The sequence below is a fragment of the Paenibacillus sp. VMFN-D1 genome, assembly GCF_003386155.1.
Lineage (GTDB): Bacteria > Bacillota > Bacilli > Paenibacillales > Paenibacillaceae > Paenibacillus_AQ > Paenibacillus_AQ favisporus.
In genome coordinates this window covers 87,222-104,847 of record NZ_QRDU01000002.1, presented here as the reverse complement: position 1 = coordinate 104,847, position 17,626 = coordinate 87,222, and the positions used below count along the sequence as shown (strand labels likewise).

Sequence of the window (17,626 nt, the reverse complement as noted above, 5' to 3'; positions counted from 1 at the left end):
ATTAGGATACAGGTGATGTTGGCGTGTCGGCGGGCGATGGATGAAACCGGGACAAGGAGAACGGCGCGATATTGTGCGGACTGCGGCCATCCAAGATCAGATCCGCCAGCAGGCTGCCGACCACGCTCGAAAATTTAAAGCCATGCCCCGAAAATCCGCCCGCTGCCCACACTTGCGGGTGCTCTGGATGCCGGTCAATGATAAAGCCCTCGTCGGGCGACATTTCGTATTTACATACCGCTCCCCGCTTCAACCGGCCCGAAGCTCCCGGCATGTAGGCGTCCAAGGCGCGCCTCAAGTCGCCTTCGTCCTCGGGGTGCGAACCAAAGGGTGCCAGCTCCTCGCCCGGCTGCCAGGCATGCCCGGTGTCGTGCCGGCCGATTTTGAGTCCGGCCCCGCCGATGCTCGGAAAGCCGTAATAAGAGCCCTCTGGCGCATTCAGCGTAAACCCGGGGAACCGTCCGTTATCGAAGGCAGGGGTGTTCGTCTCGAACCAGCCCACCGTTTTGCGGACGGCTCGAACCGGAAGGTTCACGAACGGGGACAGCGTGCCGAACCAGGCGCCGGCGCTCAGAACCGCGAACGAGGCATGGTAAGTGCCTTCCTTTGTCGACACAGTGACTCCGTCCTGATGCGCTTCAATGCCCCGGACCTTCGCGTAAGTCAGCAGCTCCGCCCCTTTGGAGAGAGCCAGCTTGCGGTAAGCTCCGACGCAGCGCTCGCTGTGCAGATATCCGGCGGCCGGCTCATACATTGCCTCGAATGAATCCGGCACGTGCAGCTCGGGCCAGCGTCTGCGGATCTCCGCCGCGTCCAGCCATTCGGGATGCAAACCATGCCGCTTGGCCAGTTCGATCCGCTCCCTGTAGGAATACAGGCCGCTGTCGGCGAGGTTCAGCACGCCGGACTGGACGAGCAGCTTCGTCTCGGTCAGGTCCTCGACTTCGTTCCAGAGTCGGTGCGCGCGGATCGCCATTTCCGTATAAACCGGATCACCGCTGTAAGCGTGCCGGATCAGGCGCGGTTCCCCGTGGTGGCTCCCCTCCTGATGCGGCGGGTCAAACGCATCGATCAGCAGCGTCTTCACTCCGCGGCGGGCCAGATAATACCCGGCGCTCATGCCGACCGAGCCCGCCCCTACGACAATGACGTCATACCATTTTCCCATGGCTATTTCGACGCACCCCCGTGGCCGAAATGCGCCAGGGCGTCTTCGGCTAACTGCGTAAAAAAGGCGACGCTGACCGGGAGCGCATTCTCATCCAGGTCAAAGGCGGGGTGATGCCATTCCTGCTTGCCGTTCGTCCCCATGAAGACGAACAACCCGGGAACGGCTTGCTGGTAGACGGCAAAATCTTCCCCGGCTGGCGAAGGAACCGGCACGATCGCCCGATATCCCGCCGCCTCAGCCGCGGCTGTGCCAAGCTCGGCCAGAGCAGGGTCGTTGTCCACCGGCGGCGGCCCTTCGATCCAGCGGACCGCGGCCGTGGTGCCGAAGGCTTCCGCCACGCCCCGGACAACCTGCTCGAACCGCGCCAGCACCTGCTCGCGCACCTGCTGGTCAAACGTGCGGATCGTGCCTTCCAGGAGCGCCTGCTCCGGAATGACGTTCCACGCCGTTCCGCTGTGCAGCTTCGTGACGCTGATCACCGCGCTGCTCAGGGAGCTGATGTTTCGGCTCACCACCGACTGCAGCGCCGTAATGATATGCGAAGCCGTCACGATCGGGTCCAGCCCGGCCTCCGGAACGGCCGCATGCGAGCCCTTCCCCGCGACTTCGACGACGAAGCCGTCGGCCGCCGCCATCAGCGGCCCTTCCTTGATGCCGATCGTCCCAACGGGAAGATCGGGCTTGTTGTGCATGCCGAAGATGGCCTGCACTCCTTCCAGCGCGCCGCTGCCGATGACCTGCTTCGCGCCCTTCGCCTTCTCTTCGGCCGGCTGGAAGATCAGCCGGATGGTGCCGCGAAGCCTGTCTTCACGGGCTTTCAGCGCGTACGCCGTCCCGATCAGGGCGGCGGTATGAAAATCATGCCCGCAGGCATGCATTCTGCCTTCAATCTCGGACGCGAACGGGAGTCCCGTCTCCTCCTGAACCGGAAGCGCGTCGATGTCCGCGCGCAGCGCGATGACCGGCCCGGGCTGCAGGCCGCCGACCTCGGCCACCACGCCGGTGGCCAGCGGAAGGTCCAGGATCCGGATGCCTGCTTCGCTCAGCCAGCCCCGGATCCGGCGCGTCGTTTCATGCTCCTCGCCGGACAGCTCCGGAAAGCGGTGCAGCTCCCGGCGGATTTCGATCAAGCGGTCCACCCCCGCGGCGGAGGGGATCCGTACAGCATCGCTTGGCATGTCGTCATCCTCCTTTTACTTGTGTCTATGGGTACTTAGGCGGATTCAACCCGCACCCTTCCCCGCTCATGGCCTCAAGCCTCCGCTGGCACCTCGGCCAGCGCTTCCGCCAACAGTTCAAACGAACGGAGCCGCTTGTCGAAAGGCTGGATGTTGGTCGTGACGACGAACTCATCGATCCCCGACGCCTGATGAAGCTCAAGCAGCTTCTCGCGCACGGTTTCCTTCGTGCCCTTCAGCACCGAAGGCTCCTGCTCCTCGACCGTATACGGCTCATTGGCCTGGCGGCCGAACTCCTCGGCCTGCTCCAGCGTACCGACTGTCAGTGTACGGCCGCTGGCGAGGTGAATCTTCACCAGCTTGTGGGATCCGGCCAGCTCGGCAGCTTCTTCCACGCTGTCCGCAACGACGACGGACAGCGCTACGATGACCTGCGGCCGGGTTCCGTGCGAATCGTCAAATGCGTCCCGGTAGGCGCGGATGGCCGCCAGCGCGGTCGCTTCATCCCCGTTGATGAACAGGGAGAATACATAAGGCAGCCCCAAGCCGGCTGCGATCTCTGCACTTCCTACGCTGGCGCCCAGCACGTACAGCTCGGGAGCCGTTTCCGGCAGCGGCGTGGCGCGCAGCCCGTGCAGCGGATGGTCCGCTTCCAGCCGGTTGTGGATGTACTTGCCCAGCTCCACGATTTTATCCGTCAGGGAAGCGGAATCCCCGGCTCCGCGCTGCAGCGCCTGTGTGCTCCGCGGCAGCCCTCCGGGCGCGCGGCCGATGCCGAGATCGACCCGGCCCGGCGCCAGGGACGCCAGCACGTTGAAGTTCTCCGCCACCTTATACGGGCTGTAATGCTGCAGCATCACGCCGCCCGATCCGATGCGGATTGTTTCGGTTTTGGCCAGCAGGTAAGAAATCAGTACCTCCGGCGAAGAGCCAGCCACATGATCGGAGTCGTGATGCTCCGACACCCAGAACCGCCGGAATCCGAGCGCCTCGGATTTCTGGGCCAGCCGTATCGTATGCTCAAACGCCTCCGCTGAAGTCTCTCCGGGGTAAACCGGGCTTTGATCCAGAACGCTAATCGTAATGCTCATATGGCTTTCCTCCTAAATGCTGTAGTTCAGTTCCGGCGTAATCCGCTTCAGAAACTGCTTGGTCCGTTCCTCGCGGGGATGGTTGAACAGCTGGGCCGGCGGCCCTTCCTCCACGATGACTCCCCCGTCCATGAACACGACATGGTTCGCCACATCGCGGGCGAAGCCCATTTCATGCGTCACGACGATCATGGTGATGCCTTCTTTGGCAATTTTGCGGATGACCTCCAGCACTTCGCCGACGAGCTCGGGATCCAGCGCCGATGTCGGCTCGTCGAACAGGATCACCTCCGGTTCCAACGCCAGCGCCCGGGCGATGCCGACGCGCTGCTGCTGCCCTCCCGACAGCTGGCTCGGATAGGCGTCCAGCTTGCCCGCCAGCCCGACCTTCTCCAGGAGTGCCGCACTGCGCTTGCGCGCTTCGTCCTTCGGTATTTTTTTGACGATGACGAGTCCCTCCATCACGTTCTCGATCGCCGTCTTATGCTTGAACAGATTGTACTGCTGGAATACCATCGCCGTTTTTTGCCGGAGTGCGTGAATGTCCTTCTTTGCCGCATGCTCCGCATTCATCCGGAAGTCGCCGATGGCAATCTCTCCGCCGCTCGGCTTCTCCAGGTAGTTCACGCACCGCAGCAGCGTCGTTTTGCCGGAGCCGCTCGGCCCCAGAATGACGACGACTTCCCCTTTGTTCACGGTCAAATCAATCGATTTCAGCACCGGGTTCCGGCCAAAAGACTTGGATATATTCGTGAGCTTGATCATGCCACTCCCCCCCGATTGTACAGATTGATGCGTTTCTCCAGCAGCGCCGTCAGCCTTTCGATCAGAAGCGTCAGCCCCCAGAAAATAGCCGCAGCCGCCAGGTACGCCTCAAAGAACTTCCAGTTGGTCGACGCCACAATTTGCGCTTTGGCGTTAATGTCCACGACGGATACGGTAAAAGCGAGCGTCGAGCCATGCAGCATTCCGATCACCGAATTCGACAGGTTCGGCAGGCTGACGGCCAGCGCTTGAGGCAGCACGATGCGGCGCAGTGCCTGCGGCGTCGTCATGCCGATGGAATAGGCGGCCTCCAGCTGGCCGCGGTTCACGGCGAGCAGGCCGGAACGAATGACCTCGGACATATAGGCCCCCGCCGTGATGGAGAAAGAGATGAAGGCAAAGCCGATCATCGGAATGGATGAGGATTTGAAGCCTAGGCCAAGAGCGGCGGATACCGCGTCAACGATGACCGGCAGCCCGAAATAGATGAGCAGCAGGTGCGTGAGCATCGGCGTACCGCGGATAAAGGTGACATAAGCCGTGGAGATCTGGCTGAGCACCGGGACTTTGTAGATGCGCACCACGGCTCCGATCAGCCCGATGATAAAACCGGCCGTCACAGAGACGGCGGTAATGAGAAGGGTGGTTGGTATGGCGGACAGCAGGTGGACAAAGGCGGTCCAAATAAACGTAACGTCGATTTTCACAGCTCAGCGCCTCCTTTTTCCGTTCCGATCCCTGCGACTACGCGCCGGTAGGACCCTTTCTTGTGGATCCGGAAGCCGGTGCGTGCCGGTGTATCCGGAAGCTCATGTCGCAAAAGGCGAACCTCCGTGGCTTTGAGCACCTTCTCCAGCGTAAAGCTCACAACCAGGTAGATGAGCGCCAAAGCGATGTAGGACTCGATAAAATGCTGGGTGACCGAACCGAGCGTCTGCGCTTTTCCAGTCATCTCCATCACGCCGAGCGTGAAGGCCAGCGACGTATCTTTCAGCAGGGCGATCACCAGGTTCGAGAATACCGGGACGGCGATCGCCAGCGCCTGGGGAAGAACGATCCGGGTAAACGCCTGACGGCCTGTCATCCCCACGGCATAAGCCGCCTCAAGCTGCCCTCGGTCCACCGCCATGACCGACGCCCGGATCATCTCCGACATGAAGGCCCCGGTGTGAAGACCGTATGTCAGGATGACAAACACGAGCACAGGCGCTTTGGACATGTCGATTCCGATGAGCTTCAGGATCTCCGGCAGCCCGTAGTAGAACAGGAACAGCTGGATCAGAATCGGCGTACCCCGAAAGAACGAGACGTACACCTGGGAGAACGTGCGCAGCGCCGGTATCCGGTACAGCCGGGGAAGGGCGATCAGAAAACCGACCAACATCCCCACCACCAGCGAGCCTGCGACGATCAGCAAGGAGATGCCCAGCGTCGATGCCAGCTTCGGAAAAAAGCTGAACACAAATGAGAAATCGAACGGTGCACCCATATTACAACCTGCCCCCTTCCTGGTTTAGTCCGGACTATTTATCCGCCGTAAAGTCGCTGCCGAGCCATTCCTTGCTCAGCTTGCCAAGCGTTCCGTCCTGCTTTAGTTCCTTGATCGCCCCGTCAACCGCATCGGCCAGCTTCTGCTCTTCCGGATCGTCCTTGCGGAAGACGAACAGAATGTCATGCTCGGACAGATCGTCGCCAGTGACTTTGAGCTTGCCTTGCGGGTCGATCAGCGGCAGCGAGAAGTCCGCTCCGATCGTCGCGTCCACCCGTCCGGTCGTAATTTGATTCACAGTATCGTTGGCGGCGCCGTTTTGATAGACAATTTGGATTGCATTATCATGTTCCTTGTTGTAGTTCTCAAGAATTTGAGCTTCCGCGCTTGTAGCGCCGGTTAACACTTTTTTGCCCTTCAGGTCGTCCAGCGAGTGGATCGAATCGTTGTCCTTGGCGACGATGATCTTGTTTCTCCAGTGGGCATACGGCTCTTTGTTAAAAAGGTACTTTTCCGTCCGCTCCGGGTTTTTCTCCATTTCATGCGCCACAAAATCGATCTTCTTCGTCTCCAAGCTGAGCAGCAGATTGGAAAATTCCTGCGTCTGGATATCGAACTCGTAGTCCGGCAGGCGCTTGTCGATCTCGCGCACCAGCTCTACGTCGAAGCCGGTCAGCTTTCCGTTCTCATCGATAAAGCAAATTTTCGGAAAGGCCGTGCCTGTGCCTACGACGATTTTTTTGACGGCTCCTCCTGCGGCGTTCGCCGCCGTATCCGCGGACGTTTCCCCGCCCTTCGATCCGGATCCGCACCCGGCAATCACCCCTGCCAGCATGATCCCTGCAACGACTGCTAATGTTTTTCTCACGACCTCATCCCCTTTCATATGGCTCCCATTTTTCCTTGATTGATAATTCCTATAGATTTAGTAAGAATTATGTTGTCACTAACTTTACCGCGATTTGCACAACGCGTCTAATAGAGTTTTTCTATCCAATCATGTAATTCATTAATGGGACGGACGACTGCTTCAAATCCAACAGAAATTCAAGGATATCCGTGTTCTCGCCGGTGAGCGAAATCAGGTTGGTCTGCAGGGAGACGCCCGCCGTTTCGGTGATGTCCACGGGAACGAGGCTGCCTATCTCCTCCTCCTGCCTTGCGCAGAGGCCGGGGAGAAAGCAGATGCCCGCCCGCTCCAGAACGAGCTTCTTCGCCGTCTCGGAGTTGTCGACCTGATAGACGATGTTCGGCGGCTGATCCAGGCTTTCGAACACCCGGTGAATCCGCAGCCAGTCCAGGGAACCGCACTCGAAAAACACCAGCGTTTCGTGACGGATTTCCCGGATCGACGCCCGGCCGGCCGAGGCGAGACGGTGATCGGGGTAGACATACAGGCGAATGGGGTCTTCGTAAAAAGGATAGGACTGGAACGCCGGGTTCATCATTTTGCGAACGAAGGCCAGGTCGAGCTCCCCCGCAGACAGCTTGGCGGCCAGCTCGTCGGTCGGCGCCGTGGTCAGCTTGAATTTGATTTCGGGAAAACGCCGGGTCAGTCCCATCAGCAGATGGGGCATCAAATAATTGGATACCGAGACGGTGCTGCCGATCCGCAGTTCGTTGGGCATGGCCCGTTTGGATTGGAGGTGATGCTTGCCCTTCTGGTAGGTCTGGAGAATTTGCTGGGCATAGGGGAGAAACTGCTTGCCTTTTTCCGTCAGATGGATCTGTTTACCCAGACGGTCGAACAGTCGGCAATCGAGCTCGCGTTCAAGCGATTGAATGCGGGCAGTAACTGTGGGCTGCGACAGGAACAGGACATCCGCCGCCTTGTTGAAGCTGCCGTAATGGTTGATGTACACAAAAGCCTCAATGTTTTCGATGTTCAAGGTAACACCCCCGAAGTTTTATCACTCACTATTCCAATGAATTTAGGTGGTTTTAAACCTGAAAAAGGGTATAAATTATCCTTATCTTAGGCAGTTGGCAAATTATTGTCAATCGTTTATTTTCGTAACAGGCTGTTTCTCCAGGGTGGGAAAAGGCCGAAATGACGCCCATTTTCGGGCACGAAGGGAAGTACTCGGGTCTGCCCTAGCGGCCATGGTGAAGCCTGAAAGCTTATAGATTTTTTTAATATCCGAATTAATTATTTTATTTTCCGATGCGAATAGTAGGTATTACCTGCTATACTTAGCTCACACCAAATTACCTGAATCCCTTCCAAAAGGAGTGAAAGCGATGAATTCAGAAGAATTGATCCTCCGGGACGCCAAGGATTCCGAACGCGAATTGATTGCCGAAGTGATGCTGGAATCCTATCAGCAGTATGCCTTTGATATGCCCCAGGAACGTTGGGAGCAGTACCGGGACTCCATCCGGAATTCCGTGTATGGAAATGCTCCCTATGCCCGAATCGTTGCCGAAATCGACGGCCGGATCGTCGGAAGCGTCCAGATGTTCCTCTCCTCGGAAGCCGCTTACGGCAATCCGGAGATGGGGATTCACTCGCCGATCATCCGCCTCCTGGCCGTTCATCCTTCCGCGAGAGGACGCGGGGTGGCCACCGCGCTCATCCGGGAAGCGGCACGCCGTGCGCTGGAGCTTGGAGCCACGACGCTAAATCTCCACACTTCCGACATGATGGCCTCGGCCGTGAAGCTGTATGAGAAGCTCGGGTTCCAGCGGCATTACGAGACCGATACGACTAATGGAGAGACGCTGGTCAAAGGATACCGGATCGACGTTCCCGGTTCCCTGCTGCTTCAGAACGCGGTGTAGCCCTCATCACTTCCATACTTCCATAGAAAATACGAAAAGGCGGTCCGGCTGAAGCCGGAACCGCCCTTGCTGCTATATGCTGTTCCTGGTCCTACCAGGTCATACCGCAGATCCGTCCAATGCCTCGCGCACCAAAGCGAGCAGATTGGCCTTCTCGGCTTCCGGAATCCATTCCGTCAGCCGGGCCGCCGCCACCGGCAGCCGCCATGCATCCACATCCGCTTGGCTGAGGCTCCCGCTTTCGATGTACTGCCGGGTATACTCCTTAACGAGCTCCTCCCTCATCCGGTCGAATTGCTTCACCACCTCATCCGGCGTGCCGTCGGGCATGGTGCCCATTTGGAGCAGCACCAGGGTTCGGGCGACGTCTCCGGCCGGATTGCCGCGCATGCCGGTCATCCAGTCAATGACCCATTCCTTCTCTCCGAGAATGATGTTGTCCGGATGAAAATCCCCATGACACAGCTTCGATCCTTCCGGAAGCTGCATCAGATAGGCCACAATCCGCTCCTTGTCCTCTTCCGCCAAGGAAGGCGCATGCTGAATGCGGTTTTTCAGAACCGTCTTCTGCTCCGGCAGACCGTGAATGTCCCGGGCATGCAGCTCCAGATGAAGCCTGGCCATCCGGGCTGCTTCTTCGTGCAGGATGTCCGGATTAACGGAAATGGCCTGGAGCATCGTTATGCCGGACGCCTGCTCGTAGACCACCCCAAAACGGGAGCTGTGCTCCTCAAGCCGAATCGGCCGGGGTGTCGTCACCCCCGTGTTATACACCTTCAAGCTGATTTGATATTCCTCTTCCGCCATGCCGCGCGGCATGCCTTCCCGGTACAGCTTCAGCACCTGGCCTGGCTGATAGGACAGAACCTCCGCCGTTCTGCCGGCAGCGACCACCGGACTTCCCCCCATATGTACACAGCTCCTCTCTGCCGCCCTGCTCCCTTTCCCAAAACCGATGAACATAGGCCGCTTGCAGGTCCATTGTACCTTATCCCCTGCAGAGATGGATACGGGGATTTTGCGCTGCACCGTATTCGCGCCTCCCGTCGGGACAGACGTAAGAAAAACGTCTATCGACGTACTTTCAAAGAAGACAGACCGCGTATAGAGGAAGTTTCTCTTGCGAGATCAGGAAGCAGAAGCTCCGAAACTTATACTTTCTGATCTCTTCAAAAAAGCCGCCAGGGCGGCAGTATCCTCTCTGCAGCCCAAGCGGCTTGCTCCGAATCCATCTTTTCCTTCACATGAGGATGGATGACGGGAAATCTGGTCAGGTTTACCCTTCCTGTAGACGTTCCACATTCACCGTCTGGGTGTCGGTAGGCCGGGTGCCAACCTGAACCGTGGCCACCCCGTTGTCCACATCCACCTTTTCGATCCATACCGGTACCCCTTCCAGGTTTACGGGAATGGTGTCCTTAGCCTGATAAATATCCAGCGCGCGCTGAGCATCCATGTTGGTTTCAGCCTCCTGTGTAATAGAATCATAAGCTATCATTGTGCGCACAACCTAGCATTCTTCGCTAGAGGTCTGCCGCTCTTCTGACATCTTTTACTTGGAAAATCTTCATTGCTTGTACATTTCAGCTTGCCCGGGCTATCAGCCTTCCTCGGGATCTCCCTCTTGCGCGGGACCGATCATGCCCGGCTCAACGACGATCGTGTCGGTCGTGCTCGCCCCGATGTAGCCGTTGTCGGCCGTAATGTTGCCGCCGCCCAGTCCCTCGTTGACCATCCGGTCGATATCGAGCATATGGGTATCCAGCGATATATCCTCATCCGGAGAGGTTACGTTATGCCAGTTGACGTTGTCCGCATCGATATAATCCGAAGATTCGATCGCGTCTCTGGCCGCCTCGTAATTTTCGAGCGCTTCCAGCGTCAGCTCCTTATCGTCGTCCGGGTCCTGTCTTCTGTCCTTCAACCTTGCTCCCTCCTCGCTACAGCATGCATGTGGTCATGGGTTCAATATGCCCTGCAGGCAGCTAAACCATTCATTTTTTCCCTGGCCAAATCGAAGGCGGGCCTTATAGAAACGGGATATTTTCCCCATACTAGTAGGAAAAAGCGTTAAAGGAGCGATAACTATGCATACCGTCTGGAAGGGAGCGATCAGCTTCGGCCTGGTCCACGTCCCGGTGAAAATGTTCTCCGCCACGGAGGACAAAGATATTTCCATGAGGTACGTCCATAAAGAGTGCGGCAGCCCCCTCTCCTACGTCCGCAAATGCCCGGTCTGTGACGAGGAAGTAGGCTGGGAGGAAATCGCAAAGGGTTATGAATACGAGAAGGGAAAGTTCGTTTTGTTTGAAAAAGAGGAGCTCGAGCAGATTACCGAGCAGGCAAACAAGGCGATTGCCATCCTCGACTTCGTCGATCTGTCCGAAATCGATCCGATCTACTTCCAGAAGACGTATTACCTCGCTCCGGATCAGGCCGGGGGCAACGCTTACCAGCTGCTGAAAGAGGCGATGCAGCAGAGCGGCAAGATCGGGATCGCCAAAATCTCCATCCGCTCCAAGAGCAGCCTCGCGGCGATCCGCGTGCTGGATGAGTGCCTTGCGATCGAAACGATGTTCTACCCGGATGAAATCCGCCCGGTCTCCCAGGTGCCGAACCTTCCGGAAAATATCCAGGTCAACGATAAGGAGCTCGGCATGGCGCAAATGCTGATCGAGCAGCTCTCCACGCCGTTTGAGCCGAAAAAATACGGGGACGACTACCGCGAACGCCTGCTCGATCTGATCGAGCACAAGGTGGCCGGCGAAGAGATCAAGATCGCTCCGGCGAAGCAGGAGACGAATGTGATCGACTTGATGGCCGCCCTGCAGGCCAGCATCGAAGCGGCCAAGCCTGTGGCGACCGACCCGGGTCCGGCCAAGAAGACCGCCAGAGGCAAAGCCAAAGCCAAGCCTGCGGAACCTGCCGCCGCTGCCGGCGAAGGGCCCAAGCCAAAACGCCGCAAGACGGCCAAGAAAAACGAAACCGTTTCGTAACGGTTAGATCGGAGGATCATCGATGCCCCTTACCCCGATCGTCCCTTTCGAACCCGTCATGACGGACGTCCTCCCTTCCGGAGAGCAGTGGATCGCCCAGATCAAATGGGACGGTGTCCGGATGATCACCTATTACGACGGCGGGGAGGTCCAGCTCGTGAACCGCAAGGGGAACAACCGGACGCGCCAGTATCCAGAGCTGCTGGATATCGCTTCTTACTGCCGTGCCGATTCGGTCATTCTGGACGGCGAAATCATCGCTCTGATCGACGGGGTGCCTTCCTTTCATCAGGTCATGAAACGGGACAGCCTCCGCGTAGAGCAGCAAATCAAAGCCCGCGTCCAGCAGGTGCCGATCGTCTATATGATCTTCGACATCCTGTATTATAACGGCGAATGGGTAACCGGACGGCCGCTGCGCGAGCGGCAGCAGCTCCTGACGGAAACCGTGATCCCCAGCGGGCACGTCCAGCTCGTGCCGAGCTATACGGACATCCCGCTGCTGCATGACGTGTCGGTCCAGCACCGGCTTGAAGGCATCGTCGTCAAAGACCTTAACAGCGTCTACGCCCTGGGCGGCAAGGACAAGCGGTGGCAGAAGCGGAAGAACATCCAGGACGTGAACGCCGTGGTCGGCGGGGTGACGTTCCGGGACGGCATCGTGAATGCGCTGCTGCTCGGCCTCTACGCCGAGGACGGGAGCCTGGTCTATATCGGCCATGCCGGAACGGGCAAGCTGAAGGTGGCCGACTGGCGCAGCATCACCGAGCGGGTCGCGAACATGGCGGTGAAGGACCGCCCCTTCGTCAACCAGCCGGAGCGGCAGAAAGGGGCGGTCTGGATCCGGCCCGAGTGGGTGGTCAAGGTGAATTTCCTGGAATGGACGCCCGGCGGCACCCTGCGCCAGCCCAGTATTCAGGCGTTTGTCGATGTGTCCCCCGCGGACTGCCGGCTGGATCCGTAGCTTCCAAAGGATCACGGCGGGTTCTTATGCCCGTGACGTTCCATCATGCAGCTCAGAAATGGCATCCCGCCTAAATATGATTGGAGGTATCCGTATGCCGCGAACCGTGAAAGGCACGATTTCGATCGAGGGACAAGACATTCCCATTACCAATCCCGACAAGCCGCTGTGGCCGGAAATGGGCATTACCAAGGCGATTTATTTGCAAAAGCTCGCGGCGCTCGCTCCTTATTTGCTGAAGTACTGCCGGAACCGGCTGCTCACGACGATCCGCTATCCGCATGGGGTGCCTGGCGAATTTTTTTATCAAAAAAATGCGCCGGAGCCGCTCCCTCCCTATGTCCAGACGGCCGAGAAGGACGGGATCAATTACATCCTGCTGAACGGCCTGCCCGAGCTGCTGTGGCTGGGCAACCTGGCCGCGCTGGAGTTTCACCCGTCCCTCCATTACGCAGGGAGCACGCTCCCCTGTGAATGGATGATTGACCTCGACCCGTCGCGGGAGGTCGAACCGCGGATCATGGAAGCTGCGTCCATCGTCGGCAAAGTGCTGCGCTCGCTCGGACTGCAGTCGGTGCCGAAGACGTCCGGGGCGACGGGTATTCAGATCATCGTACCGATCAATGAAGGGATCACGTTCGACGAGCTGCGCACCGTCGGGCATTTCGTCGGCATGTTCGTGACGGAGAAGCACCCGGAGCTGTTCACCCTGGAGAGGCTCAAAAAAAACCGCGGCGATAAAATCTACTTCGATTACCTCCAGCACTATCAGGGAAAAACGCTCGCCGCTCCTTACACCCCCCGGGCACGTCCAGGCGCGACGGTGTCAACCCCGCTGCACTGGGAGGAAGTGGACAGCAACGTTGCCCCGACCGATTTTCACCTGCTTAACATCGAGGAGCGGCTTGCCCGCCACGGCGACCTGATCGCCGCGCTCGCCCCGCAGCCGATCGAGCAGGTGATCCGCCATTTAAGCGCAGCAAAGCCCGGAAGGTAACCTTCCGGGCTTTGAAGCATTTCACGGGTCAGTCCAGCTTCGCTGCCCCGCTAATGGATATCTTTTTTCTTGAAACGGCCGCCCTTAACGTCATGGATATTACCAACCGCAAGGAAGGCATCCGGATCCCAATCACCGACGATGGCCTTCAGCTTGGCCTCTTCCAGACGGGTGATGACCACGAAGATCACTTTCTTGCTGTCTCCGGAGTAGGCTCCTTCCCCTTCCAAATACGTAACGCCGCGTCCCAGGCGCTGGGTGAGGGCATCGCCGATGTCCTTGTATTTCTCACTGATGATCCATACCGATTTGGACTGGTCGATCCCTTCGTTGGTGATATCAATCACTTTAAAGGCGATAAAGTAGGCGATCAGCGAATACATCGCGTTATTCCAACCGAATACGAAGCCCGCACTCGTCAGGATAAAGAAGTTGATGAACATGATGATCTCCCCGACGGAGAACGGCGTCTTTTTGTTGATGAGAATCGCGACGATTTCGCTGCCGTCCGTGGAACCCCCTGCCCGGATGACCAGGCCGACGCCCGCACCGAGGATCACGCCTCCGAAGATGGCCGCCAGCAGCGGATCGAACGTAATGGGTTTAACGGGTTCCAGCAGCGCGGTGCCAATCGACATCACCAGGACGGCTGCCAGCGTGGAGAAGGCAAACGTCTTGCCGATTTGCTTGTAACCCAGAAACAAGAAAGGAATATTGAGAACCGTAAGAAAAATACCGAGCGGCAGATGAAAAAGGTGGGACAGCATAATGGAAATGCCGGTAATCCCGCCGTCAATGATGTTATTGTTTACGAGGAATACTTCCAGTGCAACAGAGACCAATCCGGCTCCGATCAGCATGACCAGGATGCGCATGAACACTCTGGCTTTCGAGGTCGGCGCCTTGAGCTGCTGCAAATCCTGCGGCAGGTTTGGCCTATCCGTGGATTGCGGGTTTGAAGGTACAGCCATCGAATCCCCCCGATTCTATAGATTGTTGTAGCATAAAGGGACATGAAACGCCCGGGTAGCATCGTGTACAGCCTAAGAAATCTGGACTTCCGTGATTATTCCCTTACTTTATTATATCATAGTTTTTAGCTGCATATTATCAGGATGGGAGTTTTTCTGTCATGAAATCCTTATTATTATTTATAGCGGCCGGGCTGGCCGAGATCGGCGGCGGTTACCTGGTATGGCTGTGGATCAAAGACGCGAAGCCCTGGTGGTTCGGCGCGGCGGGCAGCCTGCTTCTGATCTTGTATGGGATCATTCCCACCCTGCAGAATTATCCTTCCTTCGGCCGGGTTTATGCCGCATACGGGGGCATCTTTATCGTCCTGGCCCTGCTGTGGGGCTGGTGGATCGACAAAAACACGCCCGACGTCTACGACTGGATCGGAGCGGCTCTGTGCATGGCCGGCGTATCCGTTATTCTATGGGCTCCACGGCACTAGGCTTGCAGCAGCAGATTCAGGACCGCGCAGTCATAGCAGCGGGGATAGCATCCGGCACAGCACTTCCGCCAGCTTATGCCGAAACGGCCGTGCCTGAAACTCTTCGGTTACGATTTGATGGCTCTGGCTCATATCTTCCTTGAAATCTTTCACCAGCCGGTCGATCGAGGACTGCTCGAACAGCGCTGCCGTCAGCTCGAAATTGCAGAAAAAGCTCCGCATGTCCATATTAGCGGTACCTACCGAGGCCATCAGGTCGTCGACGATCATGACCTTGGCATGAATGAAGCCTTTCTGATATTCATAGAACTTCACCCCGGCCAGCAGCAGGTCTTCAATATAGGAGAGCGAAGCGAGATGCACCAGCCTTGAATCGGCTTTCAACGGAATGATGATCCGCACGTCCACTCCGCTGACCGCAGCGGTTTTGAGTCCTTCATAGATGCCCTGATCGGGAATAAAGTAGGGCGAGGTGATCCAGATCCTTTTTTTCGCGACCGTAATCGCGCCAAAGCACATCTCCTGAATAGCATTCCAATCCTGATCGGGTCCGCTGCTGACGATTTGAACCTGTTCATCGGCTTCGCATTGATGCTTGGGAAACAGCGCAGGGTCCGACAACCGCTCGCCTGAAGCGAGCTTCCAGTCGCTCAAAAACACATTTTGCAAAAAATAAACGGCATCTCCCTCGATCTCCAGGTGCGTGTCGCGCCAATACCCCATTTTCTGATATTTCCCCAAATAGTCATCGCCGACATTCAGCCCGCCGACAAAGCCTTTGGTTCCATCAACGACAATAATTTTGCGGTGGTTGCGGTAGTTGATCCTGCGGTCGATCATCGCCAGAAGAGGCGGCAGGAAGAAGTGGAGCTCCACGCCCGCTTCCTTCAGCTCCTGGATGAACCCGCGCCTGCGGCCAAGCCTGTAGCTTCCGAAGCCGTCGCAGAGCAGCCTCACCTTGACCCCGGCTTTCGCCTTCCGGACCATGATGTCCTTGAACCGGTTCCCGATATCGTCGTCCCGGAAAATATAAAATTGAATATGTAAGTGATCTTCTGCTTTGTCCATGGCCGCGAGCATCGCGCCGAAGGTTTCCTCCCCGTCGGTCAGCACCCTGCTCTTGTTGCAGCCGGTAATCGGGCTCTCGGACAGATGGGACAGCAAATTAAACAAGCGCTCCTGATGCTGAAAATCCTTGCTGTGCATATCCCTGGCACGCTTTACCAAGGACGCCTGACTCCATATCAAGGGACGGATCTCTTGAAACAGGCGCGAACCCTGCGTACGGACCTTCTTCCTCGCTTTATAGTCCTGAGCCACAAAATAATAGACCACAAAGCCGATCAACGGGCAGCAAAACAATATAAACAGCCAGGCGACCGTCTTGTAAGGATTGCGGAATTCCAGAAGCAGAATCGTTGCCGTTTGAAAAATAAAAACGAGTAGTGCGATAAGCAGCCACAGCATACGTCAGCCTCCTTGCGGGTCAAAAGCAATCTGTATGTTCAGGATTGACCACTTTCAACCTGCTTTATTCAGTATTTACCCGGATCGGCCTCATGCAGACGCAGCGTCGGCAAAGATCACATTTTTGACATGTTTTAAGAGATCAGAGAATACATAGAAGATAAGACAAGTACAATCAAGCCGAGGAAAGGAGCCGCCATGAAAAATGCCAAAGGCAATGGGCGGGTGACGCTCCTGGTCATGCGGGACGCCCAGCATTCCGTCAAACAGCTGCATCTCTCCAAGCCCTTGATGATGGCCGTCCCCGCCGTGGCCGTTCTGTCGCTGTCCGGACTCGTTCTTGCACTGCAGGCCCACTCGTCCCAGGTGATCTCCCAGCTGGAGCAGAAGGTCACCGCCGAAAGCCTGAAGAACGTCCAAATGCAGCGTACGGTGAACAGCCGGGAGCAGTCCATCGAGCGCCTGCAGAACGAAATCGTCAACCTGTCGAGCCAAGCCAAAGATATGAAGCAGAAGATGGACCGCGTGGATGAACTGGAGAACCAGCTGCAGCAGTTCATTGACAAGCACGGGACCACCAGTATGGCCGAGCCTGCTTCCGGGGCCAAAGCGTCTTCCCTGTCCTGGGATGCCTCGCAGCATGTCGGTGGCGAATATATCGCTGTGCATGAGAACGATATGCTGGACCTGGCCCAGGAGACGAAAGATGACTTTCAGGAGATGCAGACGCTGCTGCGGTCCATGGAGAACCAAATCCCTTCGACCTTGAAAAAAGCGGAGGAAACGCAGGATCGGATCTCCGGGCAGCCTGACCTGTGGCCGACCGAGTCCCGTGTGACAACCTCAAGCTTCGGCTACCGGACGGACCCTTTTACCGGAAGGGCGTCCTTCCATGCGGGGATCGATATTGCCGGGGATAACGGAAGTCCCGTATATGCGGCGGGAGCGGGTACGATCGTGACGGCTGAGAACAGCGGCGGTGCGCGGGGACGGTATATCGTCATTGAGCATCCGAACGGCCTGCAAACCTGGTATATGCATCTCAGCAAAATCCAGGCCAATGTCGGCCAAACCGTCGACAAAGGCGAACAGATCGCCGAGCTCGGCTCGACCGGGCGCAGCACCGGCCCCCATCTTCATTTTCAGGTCGTGAAGAAGGATAAGCCCGTTAACCCGCTGCCCTATATTCAGTAGTAGGGTTTGATCGTAAGAAAAACGTCTATCGACGTACCTTCAAAGAAGACAGACCGCATTTAGCTGAAGTTTTTCTT

At 57.4% G+C, this 17,626-nt stretch carries 19 protein-coding genes; 6 read left to right on the top strand and 13 right to left on the bottom strand.

Annotated features, from left to right (window positions below):
• Position 1: 1 nt before the first annotated feature.
• The 8 genes from solA to C7820_RS15645 form a co-directional block, all read right to left on the bottom strand.
• The gene (gene solA, locus C7820_RS15680) at positions 2-1,168 is read right to left on the bottom strand and encodes an N-methyl-L-tryptophan oxidase (protein ID WP_116231876.1); all 1,167 of its coding nucleotides are present in this window, start codon (positions 1,166-1,168) and stop codon (positions 2-4) included.
• Positions 1,169-1,170: 2 nt separating this feature from the next.
• Entirely contained in the window at positions 1,171-2,349 is a 1,179-nt protein-coding gene (locus tag C7820_RS15675) for a M20 peptidase aminoacylase family protein (protein WP_116231875.1), read from the bottom strand.
• A gap of 74 nt (positions 2,350-2,423) precedes the next feature.
• Positions 2,424-3,440, bottom strand: coding sequence for an LLM class flavin-dependent oxidoreductase (locus tag C7820_RS15670; protein WP_116231874.1), 1,017 nt, complete (start codon positions 3,438-3,440; stop codon positions 2,424-2,426).
• A 12-nt stretch (positions 3,441-3,452) separates the two neighbouring features.
• A complete protein-coding gene (locus C7820_RS15665) occupies positions 3,453-4,205 on the bottom strand; it encodes an amino acid ABC transporter ATP-binding protein (protein ID WP_116231873.1) in 753 nt (250 codons plus the stop codon).
• Positions 4,202-4,912, bottom strand: coding sequence for an amino acid ABC transporter permease (locus C7820_RS15660; RefSeq protein WP_116231872.1), 711 nt, complete (start codon positions 4,910-4,912; stop codon positions 4,202-4,204). Before C7820_RS15660 ends, C7820_RS15665 begins: the two co-directional genes overlap by 4 nt.
• Positions 4,909-5,694 carry an amino acid ABC transporter permease gene (locus C7820_RS15655; protein WP_116231871.1) on the bottom strand — a complete coding sequence of 262 codons (786 nt, stop codon included), beginning with the start codon at positions 5,692-5,694 and terminating at the stop codon, positions 4,909-4,911. The genes C7820_RS15660 and C7820_RS15655 overlap by 4 nt, the downstream gene beginning before the upstream one ends.
• A gap of 34 nt (positions 5,695-5,728) precedes the next feature.
• Complete coding sequence (locus tag C7820_RS15650; protein WP_076174995.1) at positions 5,729-6,580, bottom strand: transporter substrate-binding domain-containing protein; 852 nt, start codon at positions 6,578-6,580, stop codon at positions 5,729-5,731.
• A gap of 103 nt (positions 6,581-6,683) precedes the next feature.
• Positions 6,684-7,583 carry a LysR family transcriptional regulator gene (locus C7820_RS15645; RefSeq protein WP_116231870.1) on the bottom strand — a complete coding sequence of 300 codons (900 nt, stop codon included), beginning with the start codon at positions 7,581-7,583 and terminating at the stop codon, positions 6,684-6,686.
• Between the two features lie 352 nt (positions 7,584-7,935).
• Here C7820_RS15645 and C7820_RS15640 point away from each other — a divergent pair, with 352 nt between their 5' ends.
• Positions 7,936-8,475: a GNAT family N-acetyltransferase gene (locus C7820_RS15640; protein WP_116231869.1), complete on the top strand. Its 540-nt coding sequence runs from the start codon at positions 7,936-7,938 to the stop codon at positions 8,473-8,475.
• A gap of 99 nt (positions 8,476-8,574) precedes the next feature.
• Here the strand turns inward: C7820_RS15640 and C7820_RS15635 are convergent, their stop codons facing one another.
• From C7820_RS15635 to C7820_RS15625, 3 genes are all read right to left on the bottom strand, one after another.
• Positions 8,575-9,384 (bottom strand): phosphotransferase family protein, encoded by an 810-nt coding sequence (locus tag C7820_RS15635; RefSeq protein WP_181909079.1) that lies wholly within the window; start codon positions 9,382-9,384, stop codon positions 8,575-8,577.
• Positions 9,385-9,751: 367 nt separating this feature from the next.
• Positions 9,752-9,931, bottom strand: coding sequence for an H-type small acid-soluble spore protein (locus C7820_RS15630; protein WP_076175007.1), 180 nt, complete (start codon positions 9,929-9,931; stop codon positions 9,752-9,754).
• Positions 9,932-10,075: 144 nt separating this feature from the next.
• Complete coding sequence (locus C7820_RS15625; RefSeq protein ID WP_105442064.1) at positions 10,076-10,399, bottom strand: hypothetical protein; 324 nt, start codon at positions 10,397-10,399, stop codon at positions 10,076-10,078.
• A 163-nt stretch (positions 10,400-10,562) separates the two neighbouring features.
• On the opposite strand from C7820_RS15625, the gene ku reads away from it, so the two are divergent.
• The 3 genes from ku (at position 10,563) to ligD (ending at position 13,432) form a co-directional block, all read left to right on the top strand.
• Positions 10,563-11,471 (top strand): non-homologous end joining protein Ku, encoded by a 909-nt coding sequence (gene ku / locus C7820_RS15620; RefSeq protein WP_105442063.1) that lies wholly within the window; start codon positions 10,563-10,565, stop codon positions 11,469-11,471.
• Positions 11,472-11,493: 22 nt separating this feature from the next.
• Positions 11,494-12,435 carry an ATP-dependent DNA ligase gene (locus C7820_RS15615; RefSeq protein ID WP_116231867.1) on the top strand — a complete coding sequence of 314 codons (942 nt, stop codon included), beginning with the start codon at positions 11,494-11,496 and terminating at the stop codon, positions 12,433-12,435.
• 94 nt (positions 12,436-12,529) lie between these two features.
• Complete coding sequence (gene ligD, locus C7820_RS15610; RefSeq protein ID WP_089549926.1) at positions 12,530-13,432, top strand: non-homologous end-joining DNA ligase; 903 nt, start codon at positions 12,530-12,532, stop codon at positions 13,430-13,432.
• Between the two features lie 50 nt (positions 13,433-13,482).
• Here the strand turns inward: ligD and C7820_RS15605 are convergent, their stop codons facing one another.
• Positions 13,483-14,307, bottom strand: a complete 825-nt coding sequence (locus C7820_RS15605; RefSeq protein WP_240913448.1) for a YitT family protein — start codon at positions 14,305-14,307, stop codon at positions 13,483-13,485.
• A 257-nt stretch (positions 14,308-14,564) separates the two neighbouring features.
• On the opposite strand from C7820_RS15605, the gene C7820_RS15600 reads away from it, so the two are divergent.
• Positions 14,565-14,888 carry a YnfA family protein gene (locus tag C7820_RS15600; RefSeq protein WP_076175017.1) on the top strand — a complete coding sequence of 108 codons (324 nt, stop codon included), beginning with the start codon at positions 14,565-14,567 and terminating at the stop codon, positions 14,886-14,888.
• 30 nt (positions 14,889-14,918) lie between these two features.
• On the opposite strand, the gene cls is transcribed toward C7820_RS15600, so the two are convergent.
• Entirely contained in the window at positions 14,919-16,355 is a 1,437-nt protein-coding gene (cls, locus tag C7820_RS15595; protein ID WP_116231865.1) for a cardiolipin synthase, read from the bottom strand.
• Positions 16,356-16,553: 198 nt separating this feature from the next.
• Here cls and C7820_RS15590 point away from each other — a divergent pair, with 198 nt between their 5' ends.
• Positions 16,554-17,549 carry a M23 family metallopeptidase gene (locus C7820_RS15590; protein WP_116231864.1) on the top strand — a complete coding sequence of 332 codons (996 nt, stop codon included), beginning with the start codon at positions 16,554-16,556 and terminating at the stop codon, positions 17,547-17,549.
• Positions 17,550-17,626: the final 77 nt, after the last annotated feature.

Excerpts from the sequence above, each read along its gene's own strand:
- solA (WP_116231876.1), bottom strand. The coding sequence starts at position 1,168 with ATGGGAAAATGGTATGACGTCATTGTCGTAGGGGCGGGCTCGGTCGGC.
- C7820_RS15675 (WP_116231875.1), bottom strand. The coding sequence starts at position 2,349 with ATGCCAAGCGATGCTGTACGGATCCCCTCCGCCGCGGGGGTGGACCGC.
- C7820_RS15670 (WP_116231874.1), bottom strand. The coding sequence starts at position 3,440 with ATGAGCATTACGATTAGCGTTCTGGATCAAAGCCCGGTTTACCCCGGA.
- C7820_RS15665 (WP_116231873.1), bottom strand. The coding sequence starts at position 4,205 with ATGATCAAGCTCACGAATATATCCAAGTCTTTTGGCCGGAACCCGGTG.
- C7820_RS15655 (WP_116231871.1), bottom strand. The coding sequence starts at position 5,694 with ATGGGTGCACCGTTCGATTTCTCATTTGTGTTCAGCTTTTTTCCGAAG.
- C7820_RS15650 (WP_076174995.1), bottom strand. The coding sequence starts at position 6,580 with ATGAAAGGGGATGAGGTCGTGAGAAAAACATTAGCAGTCGTTGCAGGG.
- C7820_RS15640 (WP_116231869.1), top strand. The coding sequence starts at position 7,936 with ATGAATTCAGAAGAATTGATCCTCCGGGACGCCAAGGATTCCGAACGC.
- C7820_RS15635 (WP_181909079.1), bottom strand. The coding sequence starts at position 9,384 with ATGGGGGGAAGTCCGGTGGTCGCTGCCGGCAGAACGGCGGAGGTTCTG.
- C7820_RS15630 (WP_076175007.1), bottom strand. The coding sequence starts at position 9,931 with ATGGATGCTCAGCGCGCGCTGGATATTTATCAGGCTAAGGACACCATT.
- ku (WP_105442063.1), top strand. The coding sequence starts at position 10,563 with ATGCATACCGTCTGGAAGGGAGCGATCAGCTTCGGCCTGGTCCACGTC.
- C7820_RS15615 (WP_116231867.1), top strand. The coding sequence starts at position 11,494 with ATGCCCCTTACCCCGATCGTCCCTTTCGAACCCGTCATGACGGACGTC.
- ligD (WP_089549926.1), top strand. The coding sequence starts at position 12,530 with ATGCCGCGAACCGTGAAAGGCACGATTTCGATCGAGGGACAAGACATT.
- C7820_RS15605 (WP_240913448.1), bottom strand. The coding sequence starts at position 14,307 with ATGCGCATCCTGGTCATGCTGATCGGAGCCGGATTGGTCTCTGTTGCA.
- C7820_RS15600 (WP_076175017.1), top strand. The coding sequence starts at position 14,565 with ATGAAATCCTTATTATTATTTATAGCGGCCGGGCTGGCCGAGATCGGC.
- cls (WP_116231865.1), bottom strand. The coding sequence starts at position 16,355 with ATGCTGTGGCTGCTTATCGCACTACTCGTTTTTATTTTTCAAACGGCA.
- C7820_RS15590 (WP_116231864.1), top strand. The coding sequence starts at position 16,554 with ATGAAAAATGCCAAAGGCAATGGGCGGGTGACGCTCCTGGTCATGCGG.